The sequence below is a fragment of the Entomospira culicis genome, from assembly GCF_028748145.1.
GTDB classification, from domain to species: domain Bacteria; phylum Spirochaetota; class Spirochaetia; order WRBN01; family WRBN01; genus Entomospira; species Entomospira culicis.
On record NZ_CP118181.1, the window covers coordinates 1387630 to 1404809 of the forward strand.

At 46.4% G+C, this 17180-nt stretch carries 14 protein-coding genes and 1 rRNA gene; 5 read left to right on the forward strand and 10 right to left on the reverse strand.

Going from position 1 to position 17180, the window contains the following annotated elements; genetic code table 11:
* Position 1: 1 nt before the first annotated feature.
* The 4 genes from alr to serS are packed head-to-tail and all read left to right on the forward strand — an operon-like array spanning position 2 to position 4422.
* Positions 2–1117, forward strand: a complete 1116-nt coding sequence (gene alr, locus PVA46_RS06565) for an alanine racemase (protein WP_167695943.1) — start codon at positions 2–4, stop codon at positions 1115–1117.
* The gene (locus PVA46_RS06570) at positions 1117–1473 is read left to right on the forward strand and encodes a hypothetical protein (protein ID WP_167695944.1); all 357 of its coding nucleotides are present in this window, start codon (positions 1117–1119) and stop codon (positions 1471–1473) included. Before alr ends, PVA46_RS06570 begins: the two co-directional genes overlap by 1 nt.
* Positions 1473–3200 (forward strand): 23S rRNA (guanosine(2251)-2'-O)-methyltransferase RlmB, encoded by a 1728-nt coding sequence (gene rlmB / locus PVA46_RS06575; RefSeq protein ID WP_167695945.1) that lies wholly within the window; start codon positions 1473–1475, stop codon positions 3198–3200. The genes PVA46_RS06570 and rlmB overlap by 1 nt, the downstream gene beginning before the upstream one ends.
* Positions 3139–4422: a serine--tRNA ligase gene (serS, locus tag PVA46_RS06580; RefSeq protein ID WP_167695946.1), complete on the forward strand. Its 1284-nt coding sequence runs from the start codon at positions 3139–3141 to the stop codon at positions 4420–4422. The genes rlmB and serS overlap by 62 nt, the downstream gene beginning before the upstream one ends.
* Before the next feature lie 104 nt (positions 4423–4526).
* Here serS and PVA46_RS06585 read toward each other — a convergent pair whose 3' ends face one another.
* Genes PVA46_RS06585 through PVA46_RS06605 form a run of 5 tightly spaced genes read right to left on the reverse strand, consistent with a single transcriptional unit; the run spans position 4527 to position 10465 of the window.
* Positions 4527–5744 (reverse strand): cation:dicarboxylate symporter family transporter, encoded by a 1218-nt coding sequence (locus PVA46_RS06585; protein ID WP_167695947.1) that lies wholly within the window; start codon positions 5742–5744, stop codon positions 4527–4529.
* Between the two features lie 29 nt (positions 5745–5773).
* Positions 5774–6397, reverse strand: coding sequence for a hypothetical protein (locus PVA46_RS06590; RefSeq protein ID WP_167695948.1), 624 nt, complete (start codon positions 6395–6397; stop codon positions 5774–5776).
* 33 nt (positions 6398–6430) lie between these two features.
* Positions 6431–8482 carry an ATP-dependent DNA helicase RecG gene (gene recG, locus PVA46_RS06595; protein WP_167695949.1) on the reverse strand — a complete coding sequence of 684 codons (2052 nt, stop codon included), beginning with the start codon at positions 8480–8482 and terminating at the stop codon, positions 6431–6433.
* A gap of 20 nt (positions 8483–8502) precedes the next feature.
* Positions 8503–9093 carry a YggT family protein gene (locus PVA46_RS06600; protein ID WP_167695950.1) on the reverse strand — a complete coding sequence of 197 codons (591 nt, stop codon included), beginning with the start codon at positions 9091–9093 and terminating at the stop codon, positions 8503–8505.
* Between the two features lie 55 nt (positions 9094–9148).
* On the reverse strand, positions 9149–10465 hold the full coding sequence (locus tag PVA46_RS06605) for a hypothetical protein (RefSeq protein WP_167695951.1): 1317 nt from the start codon (positions 10463–10465) through the stop codon (positions 9149–9151).
* Between the two features lie 222 nt (positions 10466–10687).
* Between PVA46_RS06605 and PVA46_RS06610 the strand changes: the two genes are divergently transcribed.
* Positions 10688–12340 carry an FAD-dependent oxidoreductase gene (locus PVA46_RS06610; protein WP_167695952.1) on the forward strand — a complete coding sequence of 551 codons (1653 nt, stop codon included), beginning with the start codon at positions 10688–10690 and terminating at the stop codon, positions 12338–12340.
* A 49-nt stretch (positions 12341–12389) separates the two neighbouring features.
* Here the strand turns inward: PVA46_RS06610 and PVA46_RS06615 are convergent, their stop codons facing one another.
* From PVA46_RS06615 to rrf, 5 genes are all read right to left on the reverse strand, one after another.
* Positions 12390–13487, reverse strand: coding sequence for a glycosyltransferase family 8 protein (locus tag PVA46_RS06615; RefSeq protein WP_167695953.1), 1098 nt, complete (start codon positions 13485–13487; stop codon positions 12390–12392).
* A gap of 43 nt (positions 13488–13530) precedes the next feature.
* The gene (locus tag PVA46_RS06620) at positions 13531–14631 is read right to left on the reverse strand and encodes a glycosyltransferase family 8 protein (protein ID WP_167695954.1); all 1101 of its coding nucleotides are present in this window, start codon (positions 14629–14631) and stop codon (positions 13531–13533) included.
* Between the two features lie 11 nt (positions 14632–14642).
* Positions 14643–15719, reverse strand: a complete 1077-nt coding sequence (locus PVA46_RS06625; RefSeq protein ID WP_167695955.1) for a glycosyltransferase family 8 protein — start codon at positions 15717–15719, stop codon at positions 14643–14645.
* A gap of 14 nt (positions 15720–15733) precedes the next feature.
* Positions 15734–16783 (reverse strand): glycosyltransferase family 8 protein, encoded by a 1050-nt coding sequence (locus tag PVA46_RS06630; RefSeq protein WP_167695956.1) that lies wholly within the window; start codon positions 16781–16783, stop codon positions 15734–15736.
* A gap of 257 nt (positions 16784–17040) precedes the next feature.
* Positions 17041–17152: ribosomal RNA gene (rrf, locus tag PVA46_RS06635) — 5S ribosomal RNA — on the reverse strand.
* Positions 17153–17180 lie beyond the last annotated feature (28 nt).

A 17180-nucleotide genomic window follows, 5' to 3' on the forward strand; every position in this document is an offset into this window, starting at 1 on the left:
ATTGTCCCCTAACCTCCCCACAGAGCTCACCTATCTGGAAATTCATTTAGATCACATCACCGCAAATGTGCAGACGCTACGATCGCACATCGGTGGAGAGCGTCTTATCTGTGGGGTGGTGAAGGCCAATGCATATGGACATGGGTTGATCCCCGTCGCAAAACACCTTATAAACATCGGGGTGGAGTGGTTAGCAGTGGTCAGTTTACCCGATCTTATCGCCTTGCGCCAAGCTGGCATTACCCATCCAATCCTCCTGATGACCGTGGTTCATCCTGCCGATCTCAACACCGCTATGCACTACCAAGCCACGCCGTTCATCAGCTCGATAGAAGAACTGCTTTACTGGCAAGCAGAGGCAAAACGTCTGCAACAGGGGCTCTCTTTTCACCTCAAAATGAACAGCCAGATGAATCGATTAGGCTTAGAGTCCGCCCAACTCGACGCATTTTTGCAACAGCTGAACCAAGAACCTTTCCTCAAACTCACGGGAGTAGCACTCCACTTTGCGCAAGCCGACACGCCGGATCTGCCTAACATGCAAGACGATATCGCCATGTTGATGCAGATAAAAGAGACGTTGGATGCGCGTTATCCCGATCTTGTTTATCATCTAGCGAGCTCTTTGGCCGTTAGGCACTACCCCCAGAGTGTAATCTCGATGATTCGCCCTGGTATTGCGCTCTATGGCTATGAGCTACCGCACCTAAAGCCCGCGCTCAGTTGGATTAGTCATATCATCCATATCCGACGCGTGCCAGCTCATACTCCCATCTCTTATGGCGCGATCGAAGAGACCACCAAGGCATGCGACATCGCGGTGATTCCCGTGGGTTATGCCGATGGGTACCCTCGCGAATTTATCCACACGCCATATATCATTATTAATGACAAACCCTATCCCCTTATTGGGCGCGTCTGCATGAACCAATTAATGGTCAATTTAGGCGAACATCATAATATCAAGCGCTTTGATAAGGTCTATCTCCTTCACCCAACACACTTTACTGCGCAGCATCTAGCAGAAGCTAGTGGTACGATTAGCTATCGTATTCTCACTGGGTTATCTCAACACTTGCCTCGAAGATACTCCTCGTCGTCGGCACAGGAGCAGTAATGGGATACGCAATCATTGTGCTATCCTTTGTTGTACTATTACGAAGGATAGAGCGAGGTAAATCCTCTTTATTTATCGTTAAATTACTCACCGCCTGCATCTGGTTTATCCTATCTACCATGATGCGCCATAGTTATCGTTGGCAGGAGAGCCAAGAGTGGCAGATAAGCTACACGCTCTACTTTCTCTTGAGCGCCAGCGCCCTCTACTATGCCTCCCATATCATTTTGATGCAGTGGGCGCATCCGTGGCAAAAACGCCTTAACAAACCGATGCTACGCACCCTGCTTTTTTATCTTTTACTGATGATGAGTTTACTTTTGTTTACAATAAAATTATTTATGGAGCACCTTTAATGGAAGAATTTTTAACCAGCGCTCATGCAATTGAAGAGCGCATTCGTGCGAAGCATCCAGCTAACACCCTCTATTACGACAAAGAGAGCGAGAAGAACGCTCCGTTGTTACGGCTGGCCAAGCTCTTTGGCATTCCAAGCAAAGAGGTATCGCGCGAAGAGCTGAAAAGCTACGGTGCCTTTCATGTTGCCTTAAGCATTCCGCAGGAGAGCCTTAAAGGCGGAACACAGTGGCTTAAGCAACAGATCAAAACCTTGCGGGCGCTCCCCAAAGCTTCTATTTTACTGCTCGATAGCATTACCGACGTGCACAATATCGGTGCAATTTTACGTAGTAGCGCGCTCTTTGGGGTCGATTTGGTTATCTACCCCGAGCGTCGTTCGGCCTCAGGCGATCATGATATCGTCTCTCGCGTGAGCGCTGGTGGATCGGAAGTCGTCAATCACGGAGCAATCGTCAACCTCAATTACGCGATTGATCTGCTCAAGGAGAATGGTTTTTGGGTCTACGGGGCGGATATGCAAGGCAGTAATATTCGTCAGCTAGGAGCAAGTCAGGGAAAAATTGCGCGCCATTTCGGTCTCGTCTTGGGCGCCGAGGGGAAGGGTATTAGCCAGAAGGTAAAAGAGAATTGCGACGAAATATTGACAATTCCCACGAATCAGCGCCTCAATAGCCTCAACGTCTCGGTGGCCGCGGGCATCTTACTCTACACGCTCCTTGGCGATCGATTACCCACCAACACCAAAATTAAACGACAAGAGATGCCACACACCCAACAGGAAGAGCACGCCGAACCTCACTATCCTCGCCAAAGAGAAGAATCCTCTTCGAACGACAATCCCTACAAAAAGGATCACTCAAGAGACTCAAACTTTCGCCCCAACCGTGATGACAACCCTTACAAAAAAGAACGCTCAAGAGACTCAAACTTTCGTCCCAACCGCGACGACAATCCCTACAAAAAGGAACGCTCAAGAGACTCAAACTTCCGTCCCAACCGCGATGATAATCCCTACAAAAAAGAGCGCTCCAGAGACTCCAACTTTCGTCCCAACCGCGATGACAATCCCTACAAAAAAGAGCGCTCCAGAGACTCCAACTTTCGTCCCAACCGCGATGACAATCCCTACAAAAAGGAACGCTCCAGAGACTCAAACTTTCGTCCTAACCGCGACGACAATCCCTACAAAAAGGAACGCTCCAGAGACTCAAACTTTCGTCCTAACCGCGACGACAATCCCTACAAAAAGGAACGCTCCAGAGACTCAAACTTCCGTCCCAACCGCGACGACAATCCCTACAAAAAAGAACGCTCCAGAGACTCAAACTTTCGTCCCAACCGCGACGACAATCCCTACAAAAAGGAACGCTCCAGAGACTCCAACTTCCGTCCCAACCGCGACGACAATCCCTACAAAAAAGAGCGCTCCAGAGACTCCAATTTTCGCCCCAACCGCGATGATAATCCCTACAACAAAGAACGCTCAAGAGACTCAAACTTTCGTCCTAACCGTGATGATAATCCCTACAAAAAAGAGCGCTCAAGAGACTCAAACTTCCGCCCCAACCGCGATGATAATCCCTACAAAAAGGAACGAAACAACCGAGAAGAGGCACAACGCCCTCCTCGCAGTATAAATAAAGAAGAAAGGAGAAAGCCTTATGATCAACCTGCATTTAATCAAAGAAAACCTCGAGGCGATCAAAGAAAACGTCAAAAATAGAAACATGAGCGTTGACCTTGATTTGGTTTTGCATCTCTTTGAGAAGAAGAATTCGCTTAAGGCGCAGATTGACAAACAGCGAAATCTTCGCAACGAAAATGCCAAGCAACTCAAGGGCAAGGTCGATCAAAATCGGCGCGAATTCTTGGTTGCTGAAGGTAAAGCCCTCAAAATTGAGGTCGCTAAGCTCGAGCAAGAGATGGATCATATCAGCGATCTCCTTCAGGTAGAAGCCCTCAAAATCCCTAATATGGCGCACCCTGATGCGCCTTTGGGTGCTGATGATCGTTCCAACAAAGAGCTCAAACAGATCGGCAACATCCCTCAATTCTCCTTCAAACCCCTCGACCATGTTGAGCTAGGGGAAACGCTCGATCTTGTCGATTTTGAGGCTGGCAGTAAGGTCTCTGGTTCTAAATTTTACTTTCTCAAAAACCAAGCCGTCTTGCTCGAATTCGCTCTAGTGCGCTATGCCCTAGACATCCTCATGCGCCATGGCTTCACCATCTATCAGACCCCAGACATTGCTCGAGAATCTATTTTACAGGGCATCGGCTTTAACCCGCGTGGGGCGGAAAGTAATATCTACCCACTCGAAGGCGAAGAGACCTGCCTTGTGGGCACTGCCGAGATCACCCTTGGTGGCTATCATGCCGGCGATATTGTTGATGTGAGCAAAAAACCTATTCTCATGGCGGGAGTTAGCCACTGTTTTCGTCGCGAAGCAGGTTCGGCTGGACAATTTAGCAAGGGGCTCTATCGCGTGCATCAATTTACCAAAGTAGAGATGTTCTGTTACTGCAAGCCTCAAGAGAGCGATCAGCTCCATGAATTCCTACGCGATATTGAAGAGGAGATCTTTATCGGTCTTAACATCCCCTTTCGCGTCGTAGATACGGCGATCGGAGATCTGGGCGCGCCAGCCTACCGCAAGTATGATCTGGAGGCGTGGATGCCCGGTCGTGGCGAACATGGCGATTGGGGCGAAATTACCAGTACCAGTAACTGTACCGATTTCCAAAGTCGTCGCCTCAACGTGCGCTATAAGGATAGCGATGGGAAGAATCAATTTGTCCACACCCTCAACGGCACCGCTATCGCCATTAGCCGTGCCATGGTCGCTATCTTTGAGAACTATCAGCAAGCCGATGGCAGCATCCGCATGCCCACCATCCTTGTGCCTTACCTCGGCTTCGACCATATCCCCAATCCTAATATATAACCTCTAAACATGAAAAAAAATCACCCAATCTACGCTCTTCCCTAATAAAAGGAGATGCAGAGATTGGGTATTTATGATGATTTATTTAGTGAAAAAAGAGTGATCTAAATATAACTACGATTGCGGATAAAGTCGTGCTGATAGGCGAAGACGCGCAGTAAGAAAGCCAAAATCAGCATATCAATTAGACTTGCAAGCGGGGAGAGGTAGGGCATGATGACATCTAACGCGCGAAGTCCGTTGCTAATGTCGTTAGGGTAAAAACTGGCGGCCAAGTGTAAGCTCTCCTGTAACTGACTACCCACACTGCTCAAGGGTAAAAAGAGCGAAGAGACCATCGCGCCCAAGACGATGCTCACCAAATTACCAAATTCAATATCTAGCACGGAGTACGACTTAACAATCAAAGTCAAACTCATCGCCACCACCAAGGCACTTCCCGATCGGATAAACAACAGGAAAAAGGGCACATTAAACCCAGCAAGATCGCGCTTAATGTTTTGATTTTTATGCGATTGCACACTATATAAACTGTAATTCGCATGATTGGGCGATCCAACCAGAGTAAAAAGAAGCGTCATCCCCACGCCATAGATCCACCCAAAAGGATTTCTACGTCCGGCTAAAAGATAGTAAGCAATGCTAAAGATCAAGAATAATCCCCCTGCCACCCCAACAATTGTCCACAAAAAGGGGTGATAGTGCGTAATCGCCTCGCTGAAGCGCAAGGTACGTACCACTTTAAGTAAAAGAAAGAAGATCGGAATAAAGATGACATAAAAGGTACGATAAATGATATGAAAGAAGATCCGTGAGAGCGAATCAAAGAGGTTAAAGGTCGGCTCGATTGACTCCATATCAAAATTCATGTTTAAGCCCAAAATCATCGCAAAAAGAAAGAGTGGTAAGAACCAAAAATCGGTAAAAATGGTCAAAAGATTGTGCGGTAAGAGACGCATCATAATCGTCTTGGCATCTAGGCTTGAACTGACCACGGTTTGGTCGAAAAAGATGATAAGTCTAGGTAATGGCAGTAATTGCACCAAGACGACGCCCAAGATCGCCAATCCAAACGATAAGGCAATGCCCCATATTAAAGACTTTAAAAGCACCCGCATCAGTAAGTGGCGACGCTTGAGATAAACCACCGAAACCGTCATGCTAAAAAAGAGAAACGGCATGCCCAAATACGCCAAATATTGACTAAAAAGATCCCCACCAACCCAAATCATTGTATCTAGCCACACGACATCTTGTGGTGCCAAAAATCCTGCTACAACTGCCAATACCCCCGCTAAGAGGGTAACATGCCACAACCTCATTCTTCGCTCCTTCGTTTTTTATCCATTCATCAACGCTTCGATCCCAATCCAAAAAAGCTCGGCTTAGGATACACCAACCATGCATTAGCGCGCTTTTCACTGCGCTCACTGGCCATCTTGATAATATAATCGACAAAACCCTCCTCATCATTGCCGACCAACTCACATCCCGATAAATAAATCTGCGGGCCACTGCTCATCAAGGTGCGCGCATACGCACGAAACCCTTCCGCCGCCGCATTACCCAACGGACGTTTATTATCTTCTAAGTTCTCTGCCACAAAGTAAATAGCCATCTCTTTATTCTGTTCTAATGCGCGCTTGTAAAGCTCTTGGGTGAGATAGACCAATGCTTTTAAATCGTAATCTAACACCTCATCAATCAGCGAGGCGCTCTCTTGCGGAAAGACCTCCTCGCGCTTGCGACCAAAGACAATAAAGACATCACTAGGAAAACCGTAAACGCGTTGTAGCTCGCGCAAGGAAGTAATCGTCGAGATAAAACCCGATCGATTCCAAGGAATCACCCGCACCGACTTCGTGCTATCTGCCACAAACGTAACCACATCACGTCCATTCAACGATAATTTTTCTACCAACTTCGCGCCAATAAAACTCTCTTTTCCGATCACTAGTGCTGTATTACTACTCATTCTATTTCCTTTTCCATCTTCCACGTGTCTACACTACGAATACCATGGCTGGCGCTCAATATACTGATACAATCGGTGGGCAACTTTGTCCGCTTGGGCAAGCTCGACATAAGTATCCAACCACTGACGCGCCAACGCCTGACTCTCCTGCCAAAGATCCGCATCTTCGGCAACGTCTGCCACCAAAAAACGCATAAAACCACTCTGCTTGATGCCACCAAACTCACCTGGCCCACGCAAACGTAAATCTTGTTCGGCAATCATAAAACCATCGGTATGTTCATATAAAATTTTTAATCGCTCTTTGGCAATCTCGGTTAAATCTTCATGATACACCAAAAAACACCGCCCCTGATGCCCACCTCGCCCAATACGTCCGCGCAACTGGTGCAATGCCGATAGACCAAAGCGCTCGGCATTAAAGATCACCATCGCCGTGGCATTGGGTACATCAACTCCCACCTCAATCACGCTGGTAGAGAAGAGAATCTGGATCTGATTCTGTACAAAGAGTTGCATGATGCTCTTCTTGCTCTCTTCGTCTAAACGCGAGTGGATCATCGCCACAGTATAATCACGAAATTCCCCCGCTTGAAGCGCCTCAAACATCTGGGTTAGCGCGCGTCGTTCGTCCTCTTGCTGCTCGATAAGCGGATAGACAAAGTACGCTTGCCGACCTTCATCCAACATTACTTTAATCATGCTATAGAGTTTTTCCTCGTTGCCAGCGCGTACTAAGTGCGTCAAAATCGGTTGCCGACCCTTAGGTAGTTGATGCATGGTCGAGATCTCTACATTACCCAAGTAGCTCATCTGCAAGGTCTGGGGGATAGGTGTTGCCGACATCAAGAGGAGATCGACAATCGGTGCTTTTTGATGCATCTTTTTGCGTTGCTGTACCCCAAAACGGTGTTGTTCATCGACAATCACGTACCCTAAATTGTTATAATGCACATCGTCGGAGAAGAGCGCATGCGTACCAATAATCAGCTGAATCTCCCCATTAGCAAGACGCTCCAAGGTATCTAACCGTCCCTTAGCGCGCACATTCCCCGAGAGAAATCCCACCGAGATACCCAAGGGATGCAACAGGCGATACGCATTATCGGCGTGCTGTTTCGCCAGAAGCTCGGTGGGTGCCAAGAGCGCCACTTGCTCACCGGCTTGTATCACATACATCGCACTTAAAAAGGCCACCAACGTCTTGCCCGCGCCCACATCTGCCTGTAATAGACGTTTCATCGGGTGAGAGGCGCCCAAATCATCGCCAATCTCCACCAACACGGCCTCTTGAGCTTGGGTTAGTTCGAAAGGTAACCTAGCAAGCAGTTGCTGATAAAGTAAATTTTCTAAACAACGCGGAGAACGCACCGCTTGCTTATTTTGGCGAATATGAAATTCCTTGGTTAAGTGAAAGAGCAAAAACTCCTCCAAAGCCAGCGTACGACGCGCCTCTTCAAGCTTCTCATAGCTAGTGGGGCGATGCAAATTCTCTAGCGCCTCATGCTTAGACATCGGTAAAGACGCTTGCGCCATCAACACAGGAGGAATCAGGCTCTCGATGGCACTAGGCAAAAGATCAAATGCACCCGCGACACTTTGGGCAAGGCGATGCTGGGTTAGTTTTGCCGTCAAAGAATAGATAGGGTTGAGGCGTAAGAAATTCTTTGGCGAAGGGGTGTAGGCTTCAAAGTCAAAGCTAGAGCTCTGCCAGTGGTTGTAACGAAAATGAAAGCTAGCATAAAGATAGAATTTTCTACCCACCTGTAAGATATCTGCCAAAAAAGGGCGACCAAAACAGATAAGCTCAGCACTACCTCCAGCATCGGCAACGATCACCTTGAGCACCTTCTCTCGGTTGGTCAAGATATGCTGATGCTCCACCACTTCTACCAGATAAGTAGCCGGCATGGCTTGAGGAATGGCATCCAGCGTATAGAGAGTGAGACGATCTTCATAGCGGAAGGGAAAGTAGAGCAAAAGATCACGAACCAGCGTCATGCCCAACGTAGCAAAAGCACGATAACTCTCGGGTCCCACACCCTTAATGTGGCTAATCGGTAGCTCCAGCTCCTCTAAGACCATTTACCCGCCCATCACTTCGATTAAGCGAGTGTCTGTAGTAACAGGTTAAGAAGCGTACCAACCCAAAAAGACCATAGGTAGTAGCCCACCGCCAAGGCAAGAAGTAGGTAGACCAAAAGACGTTGATGCGAGATAAAGCGCTTTTTACTCACCAGTGCCTTGATGCTCTGCACCATAGGGTTTAACACCATGTCCATCATGGTACCGGCGTGCCGACCTTGGGGCGACTGGGTTTTATAGAAGATCAAACGTACGATGGTTAAGATCAACAAGATGAGGAGCAGGCTCTGAATAACTTGAAAGACCATTATAATGAACATTGCCAGCACCGTGAAGATACTTACCGTACGCCCAGCCTGTGCGATGCTAATAATCCTAAGGAGAAGCGACCAAAAGAGGATTGCCCAGAGAAAGGAGATATCGAGCATGCCGATGCGACTGAAGCGCCCACGAAAGAGGCGAACATAAGGCTCGGTGAGCGCATAAAGCACTCCACCAATCGCTGAGTGGCGTAGCGAAGGAATCCAAGAGATAATCACCGTGCTTAAAAGGACATAGTAGTAGACCCTAAACACGCGCTCCAGCATGAAGAAAAAGAATTGTTGATCCATATACTCTTTATATTACAATGAACTGCTAAGCTTTGTCAAGCGAATTTATCTGATTTTACTCCAAGAGGTGGTAGCCCTTCTCTTCGACGACTTCTTGCATGATGGCTTTATTGTGATAAAAGGATTGTTCATATAATTCCTTGTATTTTAGATAGCTTTCCGCTTCGCTAAAGCCAATCATCTCGCGCAAGACGAGGTGTCCTGCATCGATATCTGGGAGCAGGCCTTGAGAGAGAACGAGTCCGTGGAAGTAGATGTTGCCGTTGGCCGAATACTCGATGAAGTCTAGCCCCTCCTCAAGGAGTTTGAAATCGGGGTGTTGCGCCTTAAGGCTTTCGATAAGCTCTTGACGCAAGGCCTCTAAGCCCTTCTGTACCGTGGGGATACGCGTGATGATTTCATAGTGAAAATCGAGGTCGTCATTGGCGATATAGTCGAGATCTTCCAGTAATCCTGGGGCAGTGCTCCCGTCGTTGTAGGGCATGAGGGTACGAAATTTCTCCAGATAATAAATGCGATCCAACACCGCATTGTTGGCAAAGACTAATAAATCATAATCGCCATAATTAATCGGAATGGCATCGGGATACGTGGTATCGCGCGGTGGGTTCTCTACCATTCTCCCACCCTCATAATCAAAATCTCTATCCACCGAGGCAATAAAGTGATTAAGCTCATCCATGCTATAGGGAGGCAGATAACCCTGTTTGTAGGCGTGATAGAGCATGATATTTCGATTGGTGATAAACGATTGACGATAGGCCTCGCGGTACTGGGCGTAATGCTCCTTACTACTATAGCCCACCAGTTCGCGCAAGGTGAGACTCTGCGCCTCATCCTCGGCAAGAAGCCCTTTGGAGAGCACAAGTCCATGAAAATACGTATTGCCATCGGCAACATACTCGATATAATCACTGCCCTCGCTCACCAGCTCGAAGTGTTCATATTTTTGTTGGAGAAAACGTTTGAGCTCGGCTTTAATATCGGCAAGATTATCTTCGGGCTTGGGCATACGGGTGATAATCTCATAGTGAAAATCTGCCTCGGCATTCTCCACATAATCGAAATCTTCTAAGGTTAAGGGGATAATCTTGCCCTCCCCATCGGTGCTAGCGCGGTGCTTCCCCACATGATAGAGATCGCCATGGGTTGCATCGCCAAGGTAGGCATAGAGTTTGTAATCGCCGTAGTTGATAAAGTACCAACGTTCATCGGCATCGCCCTCACCAACCAGCCAGCCATCCTCATAACGACGCGTCGTAAAAGAGTCCTCATCAGCAACCCCAAAGAGCGCGCCCCTTTCGTTTTGCCCCTTCATACAACTCACCAGCAGGAACACCCACATCAATAGCAATCCAAAACGACTCTTCACACCCGCCTCCTTCCGTCTCATCCAGATAAAACCTCTCTTTAGTATACCCAAAACCGCTGCTTTAGACAAGAATCCCCATAAATTTCCCTCCAACCCACTTTACCTAAGCGCGCTTTTTCGTGTATCTTTAAACGTGATGAGTGCAATCTTTTATTTTCAATCTAAGGCGAAAAGGTTTTTGCTTGTCAACCATAGTATATTTTCCATTCTAGGAGTTATTGTATGAAAAAAATTCTCGTAGTTGGCGGAGTCGCCGGTGGGGCAACCACCGTTGCACGTCTACGTCGTCTCGATGAAGAGGCACAAATCATCCTCTTCGAACGCGATCCTTATGTCTCGTTTGCCAATTGTGGTCTGCCCTACTATATCGGCGGAAGCATTACCGAGCGTAGCAAACTTCTCCTGCAAACCCCCGAGAGCTTTAAAGCGCGCTTTAATCTCGACGTGCGCGTTAATAGCAAAGTCGTCGCCATCGACACCAAAAAACAAGAGGTCAGCGTCGAAGAATCCGACGGTAAGCACTACACCGAGAGCTACACCCATCTTGTCCTCTCTCCTGGTGCAAAACCGTTTGTTCCCCCCATCAAGGGCATCGACCTCCCACGCATTCTCTCCCTACGCAACGTTCCCGATACCGATAAGATCAAAGAGATGGTCGACCTCCAGAGCACCAAAGATGTTGTGGTCATCGGGGGTGGATTTATCGGGGTAGAGATGGCTGAAAATCTTGTCGAAATCGGCTTGAACACCCACCTTGTTGAAGCTGCGCCCCACATCCTCGCCCCCTTCGATAGCGAAATTGCTACCATGATCGAAGGCGAGCTAAGCAAGCATGGTGTCAACTTAATGCTAGGCAAAAAGGCCATCGAATTTAGCGAAGAAGGCAACCAAGTTGTTATCCACTTTGAAACAGGCGAAACACTCAAGGCCGATCTCATCGTGCTGGCGATTGGTGTACAGCCCGACACCCAATTCATCGCCAACAGTGGCATCAATCTCGATGAACGCGGGCGTATCCTCGTCGATGAGCACCTCCAAACCAACGTTCCCAACGTCTATGCCCTTGGTGATGCCATTATGGTTGACCATCGCGTGCTAGGGGGCAAGGCACATATCCCCCTTGCAGGGCCTGCCAACCGTCAGGGACGTATCGTTGCCAATAATCTTCACTTCGATAAAAAAGAGTCCTTTACCTCGGTTCTTGGCACCTCCATCCTCAAGGTCTTCGATCTCGCAGCAGCCGCCACCGGAAGCAATGAACGCTCCCTGCAAGCCGTCGGTCGCGCCTATCAGCCGATCTACATTCACCCCAACAGCCACGCCACCTACTATCCAGGGGCTACCGCGCTCACCATCAAGATGCTCTACGACCCCAACACCTACGAGGTTTTAGGTGCGCAGGCGATTGGCCAAAATAGCGTAGATAAATTTATCGATAGCGTTGCCATGGCGATGCACTTTAAAGGCACGGTATACGATCTCGCCGAAGTGGAGCTTACCTATGCTCCGCCCTACTCCTCGGCAAAATCGCCTCTCAATATGGCGGGCTTTGTGGCGCGCAATATCATTGAAGGGCTGATGCCTCACGCGCGCTTTGAAGAGGCGCTAAACATCGACCCTAGCAAGCAAATCTTGCTCGATGTGCGCGACGACGCCGAAGTTGCCGAACGTAAACTCGAACAGAGCATCCATATCGCTGTAAACGAACTCCGCCATGGACGCGAGAACGAGCTAGATAAATCCAAAGAGATCCTCGTCTACTGTGCGGTGGGCGTGCGTGGCTACATCGCTACCCGCTACCTGCTAAGCAAAGGCTTTAAAGCGCGCAACATTATGGGTGGCATGAAGCTCTCTGGGGGCTATGGTATCCAATAGTTATTACGACAAGAAAAAAGCAGGGTGATAGCGCCCTGCTTTTTATCTATTATGTGCCGATAGAGATCGTGCTGATAAGACCAAGGACAAATCCAACCCCTAAGGCGAATAGCAATGCCACCTTTATTTTTCTATGTAATTTATAAATGTTCTTTCCACGCAGAGAGTTTTTAATGATGTGAAAATTAGTATTTTGATATCTTTTTTTAAGTGGAGGTATCTCTAACCCAACACGATCGGCATAAGGTTTAAACATGGGTACAAATTCATCTCTGGGTCTAGTTGAGCGCCAAGGGCTTAACCCAGATAAATGGAAAATAATAATTTTATCCCTTATTAGAGATGGATCACGCACCAACTGATTTCGTCGAGCAATCCCAGCATGAAATTTTAGATCATCACATGTTGCACTCTCTGCATCAAATGTAATCCTTTGCTCTTTATGATGAGCCCCAAAAAGGTATAGGCTATTATAATTTGCAGGTAAATAATAAATACGATTTACCCCATCTTTTATAGCTAAATAATTGATAACATCTTGGTCTGGACATCCCAATACCTGCGCATCAACCCCTTTTTTTAATACTTGCAAAAAATCTTGCGAAAAATTATTTTGGCGTAAATATGCTAAATTCATGAGCAACACACCAGCATTAATATAATTATAATTCAGCACAAGATCCACAACCTTATGATTACTTTCCACACACGCTAAATTTAAGATTTGCTTATTATGATCAAATATATCTCGGCATCCCGCGTAGTAATATCCATCTAAATCGATATTCATCAGATGCGCTAAATCTTCTATTACTAACGTATCAGCGTCCAAGTAAAGCAAAACATCTATATCAGGCAATAGTCTTGGTAGAAATCCTCTAAAATCAGTTTCTTTAGGCCACTGTCCAAGCAACGGAATCTGTTTATATTCAGCATCCGTAATATCTAAGAACGTTACCTTCGCCTCTGTTTTAAGCTCGCCTACTAAATTCGTAATAAGCTTGCGATTTTCTTCTTTTAATTGATAGTTTAAAATATATAAGTCATAAATTGTCTCTTTCTTTGCATGTTCATACAAAGCTACCAGTTGCGCCATTAACGGCTTGGTGTAACCATCATTAATGGCATAGGCGATGGGCATTCGCATCTATTTCTTCTCCTTTTTCCTGCTTATTATACATGGTTTATCTCTAAAAGACAAGCCAGATCGTCATTATCATTAGAACTAATCCTACCATAAGCATATTAAGCGCCAAGAGTGCCATACCCTTACGCCCCCAAGCATCGCGCGTGGTTTTGCGATAAAAGAAACGACGCTTAGCCCATGTTATCAGGTTGATAAGCCACTTGTTCGGGAGCTTCCAACCAATCTCCTTGGCATACGCGCGATAGAGCGCTTCATAGGGGACAAGCCCACGCCTTTTACTCCAAGGGGCGCTATCGGCATAGTGAATAATCGCTGGTTGATAATCCTCCCACGTTTGCGATGCATGCTTGCCAGCCAAGCTATCAATGTAACCTAGCCAGTGCGCATACGCTTCTTGTGAGGCGAATTTTGGCATATCCTTATAATAATAGTAACCCACGATATGATTATAGCGATCGGGTAAGTGGCGCACGCCCTTGCTAGATTGATAGGCTAGGTAGTATAAGATATCTTGATCGGGCATCAGGAAGAAGTCGTAACGACTATTCTCAAACCAGTGAGCGGGTAATCGTGCTAAAAGATGCAACGCACGTGGGGTGATATCTTTTTCTCGCATCAACGCAACATTGAGCACCAAAACTCCCGCGTTAATATAGGGCGAACGTTGAGGCACAAATGTAAGCTCTTGCGCTTCGGCCTGCGCCATAAAGCTCGCGATAGTATAATTACGATAGCCAGCCCGCTCCTCCATGGCAGCTGCCAACCAACAGTCATCCAGCTGAGTGCGAAAGAGATCGGCCAAATCGGCTAGCACCAGCACATCGGTATCCAAGTAGATGACCTTATCTCCCTTAGGGATAAGTTCTGGTAGTAACAAGCGAAAATTGGTCTCCTTACCCCAGCGACCCACCAATGGAATTTTTGTATATTGCTCATCAGATAGCCTCACAAACTCCAGTGCGCCTCGCGTATGGAGTTTCTCTTGCTCGGCGCAAATCAGCTCTTGACTATCAATCGTTACATCGTAATGCAGGACATACACCTGATATTGCGTCGCCTCTTTCGCATGACGATAAAGCGAAAGCAACGCCACCCGCAACTGCCGCGTATACGCCTGATTAATTGCAAAGATCACAGGAATCATTGTAGCTCCTCCTACCAAAGTAAAGATATCAGATAGCTCAACCCTAATACCGATAATATATTAAATAAAAATAAGAGATAAATCCACTTGTGATACGGTTTAAGTTTTTTCCACACCCGTGATGGCGTGAGAGCAGGGCGCTTACGCGGTGCTAGCACCAAGCCAACGCGATCGGCATAAGGTTTAAAGAGTGGTACAAATCGATCAGTAAAGCGATAGTGCGCCCAAGGCTTATTACTAACAAAATGAAGGATCATCATGCGATCTATCTCCAGTAAAGTGTTCGTACGATCGACATAACTATCGCGCTGATTACGCTGGATTTCGGAGAAGAGGCGATGATGAAACCCATGACGCGCCATATCCACCTGCCTATCCGCTAAAGAGTCCGTACCCATCGTATAAGAGGTATTATAGGTTGTCGGTAGATAAAAGATACGGTTGACCCCGTCTTTAATCGCCAAATAATTGAGCACGTCCTGATCGGGTAAGGCGTTCATCTTCTTCTCTTTAATAATATTGAGTAAAGAGATAAAGTGCGCTTGCAACTGATGCGCTCGCCAATAAGCAAGATTCATCAAGAGCACACCAGCGTTAATGTAGCCAAAAGTACGCACAATCGGCTCAATAGCAAAGTTATTCTCCTGTACCCCAAGCTCAATGACATTACGATTGGTAGCAAAGTAATCGGCTGTGGCAGCAAAGAGATAGCCTTCTAAGTCAAGGTGCATTAAGTGCGAAAGATCCCCTAGTACGAAGGTGTCGGCATCTAAGTAGAGAATTTTCTCGATATGCGGAAGAAATTCGGGGAGTAAGCCTCGATAATTGGTCTCTCTACCCCAAGGGGCGATATCAGGAATCGCTTGTTGCTGGGCGAAGCTGACATCCAAAAAAGTTACCTGCGCCTGCGCATTAAGTTCTGCTACCAAGCCAACGATTGCCTCACGGTGCGATTTGGTAAGCTTGCCATTCAAAATGTAGAGATCGTAAATCGTCTCTGGATTCGCATGTTCATACAGGGCAATCAACTGCGCTAACAATATCTTGGCATAACCATCATCTATAGCATAAGCAATCGGCACTCGCATCTTGTTCTCCTCGGTTACACACGCTTAAAAACACGGCGCATTTGCTCTTTAAAATCGGGCAATAGCAAACGATGCTTAATATAATTCCTCACTTTTGCCAAAAAATAAAAATAACTATACTTCGTACTATTCCAACCAATTTTTTTCGCATACACATGATAACGATCGGCATAACGCCCTTTCATGTGTAACACTTTCCACGGATGCATCGCAGCAAAATGAATCATGACTGGTGATGACGGCAAGGCTACATCTTTAGGTACGCGTCGATTTAAAAACGCCAAATACGCCTCGTACTCCGCACTGGCCTCATTCTCTATCTGCGATTTAGCCAGCACAAACAACAGATAGTTGTAGGCAAAAGGCACATAAGTAATGCCATCGGTATAGGCGAATGCCAGATAAAAGAGAATATCTTGATCAGGCATAATCAGAGGATCAATATGAGGCGGACGAAAATGCTCCAACCAGAAGCCACTTTTCGGCAACAAAGAGAGCAAACGTAATGCCTTCTCCTCCAAATCGATAGCACGTAATTTTTTCAAATTCAGGAATAAAATTCCTGCATTAATATATTCCCAATCTGCTTGATAACTCATATGTTGCTTGTCTAGCTTTGCCAACTGCGTAAAAACATAGTATCGACGAAAAGCCAAAATATCTTCTATCACACTACCAAACGCAGTTTCTTTTAAGTCTAGTGCATAATACTCCGTCAGGTCAGCCAAGACCAAAACGTCGGCATCCAAGTAGATAATTTTATCCAGATGCGGTAAAAGATTTGGTAAAAAAAGACGATAATTCGTCTCCTTACCCCACTTGCCCACAAACGGAATGCTCTGCCACTGTGCCTCGCTCATCCCTAAAAAGGTCAATCTACCGCGAAAATTCTCTTTTTTATAGAATATTTCTAGTGCTTCTTGCGTCTCTAGCGATAATTTATAATGTAAAATATAGACATCATAACGTGTCTCTTCTTTTGCATTATCATACAGGGAGTAGATAAGTACTTTCGCTTGTTGAAGATAAGCATCATTGATCGCTAAAACCACAGGTATCTGCATGCAATTTCCCCCATATAGAGACAATTCTTCTTTCTATATTGCGTCAAACTAGAGCAAAACAAGTATAGCATATAACAGGATTTGCATCAAGCTTAGCAGGGAAAGAAGATGGAAAGAGAGTAAACTTAGATTATGCATAATTTATCTTCTGTCTAATTTTATAGCGCACAATAGAAATAAGATACATAAAAAAAGAAGCTCATGGCTTCTATTCTTCGTGGTATGTCTTGATTTATTTGTCCTTGAGAAATAAAAAAACCTAGCGATAACCTACTCTCCCACATTACTGCAGTACCATCGGCAAAAGAGGACTTCACTTCCGTGTTCGGGATGGGAACGGGTATTTCCCCTCTTTTCATCATCGCTAGGATATTTATTACTATTCTTTATATAGTTC